Source organism: Cryobacterium sp. TMT3-29-2 (genome assembly GCF_004564305.1).
Classification (GTDB): Bacteria; Actinomycetota; Actinomycetes; order Actinomycetales; family Microbacteriaceae; genus Cryobacterium; species Cryobacterium sinapicolor.
Window position 1 is genome coordinate 1 of sequence record NZ_SOGK01000079.1, and the last position, 2741, is coordinate 2741.

The 2741-nt window shown below is 67.8% G+C and carries 3 protein-coding genes, 1 tRNA gene and 1 pseudogene; 3 read left to right on the forward strand and 2 right to left on the reverse strand.

The features are described from left to right. Positions 1-34: 34 nt before the first annotated feature. Together E3O67_RS09525 and E3O67_RS09530 are read right to left on the reverse strand one after the other, a co-directional pair. Positions 35-472 carry a hypothetical protein gene (locus tag E3O67_RS09525; RefSeq protein ID WP_134428261.1) on the reverse strand — a complete coding sequence of 146 codons (438 nt, stop codon included), beginning with the start codon at positions 470-472 and terminating at the stop codon, positions 35-37. A 184-nt stretch (positions 473-656) separates the two neighbouring features. Beyond that, positions 657-729: transfer RNA gene (locus E3O67_RS09530), tRNA-Lys, on the reverse strand. 120 nt (positions 730-849) lie between these two features. Here E3O67_RS09530 and E3O67_RS09535 point away from each other — a divergent pair. From E3O67_RS09535 to E3O67_RS09545, 3 genes and pseudogenes are all read left to right on the forward strand, one after another. Continuing rightward, on the forward strand, positions 850-1479 hold the full coding sequence (locus tag E3O67_RS09535; RefSeq protein WP_134428263.1) for a DNA-directed RNA polymerase subunit beta: 630 nt from the start codon (positions 850-852) through the stop codon (positions 1477-1479). Between the two features lie 250 nt (positions 1480-1729). Next, positions 1730-2314, forward strand: coding sequence for an ECF RNA polymerase sigma factor SigK (gene sigK, locus E3O67_RS09540; RefSeq protein WP_241979157.1), 585 nt, complete (start codon positions 1730-1732; stop codon positions 2312-2314). Further along, a pseudogene (locus E3O67_RS09545) lies at positions 2311-2741 on the forward strand (hypothetical protein); the annotation flags it as partial. The gene sigK and the pseudogene E3O67_RS09545, both read left to right, overlap by 4 nt.

The window sequence follows — 2741 nt, forward strand, 5'->3', positions numbered from 1 at the left end:
AACGGCGGCGCCGCGCGGCACGGCGGCCACGCCGCTAGGCGGCGTGGCCGAGCCCGGCGGGTGCCGATCCGGGCGACAGGCGCGTGCGCGGTGCCGCGTCGATCACCGCGTCGTCCGGAACCCGCAGGTCGCGTTCAACGACCGCTCCGGGGCTGATCTGTGCGTGTCGGCCGACCCGCACATAGCTGCCGAGCCGGGCGGCGCTGCCGACGACCGCGTCCGGACCGACGTGCACGCTCTGGCCGATGAAAACGTGCGATCCGACGACCGCGCCCTGGTCGATCCAGCTGCCTGGACCGATCCACGCCTCCGCGCCGACCCGGGCGCCACTCTCCACGTAGGCGGTGCGGGACACGAATGCCCCGGGGTGCACGCGCGCTCCGGGGGATACCAGTCCGCGCCCGTTCGGGTGACGCCGGTACCGGGTGACGATCCCGGTCTCGATTTCGACTTCCTCATTCACTCTGCCCATGGGTCCTCCTTCTGCTGCCGCCGACACCGGGCATGCCGACGGCCGGTCACAGCAGTATGGAGGAGCTACCCGAACGCGGCCCGAATCATCGCTGGGTGCGCGCCGGGAGTCTGGAACCGAGCCGGGCCCCGGGGATTGACGCGTGCGCCACGCCCCGGGCATACACCGACCCTGGTTCTCTGAGTGGGCCCCGTCGGGCTCGAACCGACGACCCAAGGATTAAAAGTCCTTTGCTCTACCAACTGAGCTAGAGGCCCGCGGTTAATAATCTACAGGGGATTCCGGATCGGTATTTCTAGGTACCGTGGGAGAGGGGCATCCGCAGACGAGACGGATGTGCCCACAGCGAACACAAGCGACGAACCCAGGAGGATGCGATGGCCGAGAATTTTCACAAGCCGACCCAGTTCTCCGGCAGTAAATTCGAGTCGTTCCAGGGCGGCGAAGATCCGGCGATGATCAGCAGAGTGGCGCACGAGACGGCGCACGCGCTCCTGGCCCGGGTGCGCAGCGACCCGGACCCCGACATCGTGGAGCGGCTCGTGGCCTACACCGATGAAAACGGCGTCGATGCGGTGGCCGAACTCTGGTCGAGGGCGTCGCCGCGCAGCCTGCCCGGGGCACTCTGGCGGATCTACCTGGTGCGGCTTCTTATCCGCCAGGATCCCGAGGGCACGGCATTCCTCTACCAGCGTGGAACCGAGGTCACCGTGGCGATCGACCCGGTCATCGCCGGTGCGGCGGTTCCCACGGGCACGGCCGAGATCATCGTGCTGGCCGACCAGATCCTGCGCGGAATCTTCACCGGCGACTTCGCCGTGGCGCTCGACCGCGCGGCGGCGTTCTGCCGTGTCATCTCCGTCGGCTGCACCAGCGCCGCGGACGACCTGGAGACGACCGAACCGCTCCGATCCACCGAACTGACCACCCGCGCCCTCCGGTTCTCCACCACGGCCCAGGAGTTCGGCTCCTGCGCGCGGCTCTGGCGCAGCGACTCCCTGGACTGACAGACCTTCGACCGGTGACGAGCCGCTCCACTCGGTGCGCAAACGTATCCGCGTCGTTTACACTGGTTTCTGGTCGGGCCGCAGTAACCCCGGGCTCCAATATTCGCCGCTATGAGCGGCCTCGCGCCGAGAGGCGTTCTGCGGTCCGGCCTTCACTCTTCCCCGGTCTGTCGTGACGTACCAATCCGATCCGTGCTCCGTGACGAACTATGAGTCATGGACACAGACAAGACCTGAGATGCTTGTTCCCATGAGCGCTGAATTCGACATCGACCGGGAGTCGACTGTTCCTGCCTCCCAGGAGGAACTGCTGGGCCGGGTGGCGCAGGGAAACGAAGGGGCATTCGGAGAGCTGTACGACCGAATGGCTCCGCGCGTCCTTGGTCTCGTCCGGCGCCTGCTGGTCGACCCCTCCCAGTCGGAGGAAGTGACCCAGGAGATTTTTCTGGAGATCTGGCAGACGGCGACGAGGTACGAAGCCCAGCGCGGCGGGGCCGCAACCTGGATCCTGACCATGGCGCACCGCCGTGCGGTCGACCGGATTCGGTCGTCGCAGGCAAGCCGCGACCGGGACATCAAAATCGGCATCCGTGATCTCGCGGTGGCCTACGACGAGGTGTCCGAAACAGTCGGAGTACGAATCGAGCACGAAAGGGTGGAGAGGGCGATGGCCAGATTGACGGAACTGCAACGCCAGGCGATCAGCCTCGCCTACTACGGCGGTCTCAGTCAGAGTGAAGTCGCTGAGCGGTTGCAGATCCCTCTCGGAACGGTGAAGACAAGGCTGCGCGACGGCATGATCCGCCTGCGTGATGAATTGGGAGTGGCGTCATGAGCGACAACGAACGGAATGACGATGGGCGCAAAGCCGTTGGGATGAACCCGGGCGAGCTCTCCGGCGCCTACGCCCTCCACGCCCTGGGCGCGGAGGACGCCGCCGACTATGAGGAGCACCTCGCGGCATCCGAGCAGGCCCGCATCGAGGCGGCCGAGTTGAGCGATACCGCGGTGACTCTGGGCCTTGCCGCGGCCCCCGTGCAGCCCTCGGCTGGGCTCAAGGCCGCCCTGATGGCCCAACTCGCCTCCACACCACAGCTCGCGCCCCGTCCGGCAAGCCAGGCCGCGCCGGCTGCCACTCACCGCACCGCTCCCGAGGAGGCCGCGGTCCCCAGGCTCGGAGCGGCCTCGCAGCCTGAGCCGACCCAGGCCCAAGCGACGGATGCGCCCGCGCCGTCCGCCGAGCCCGCGCCGACCCGCGCGGG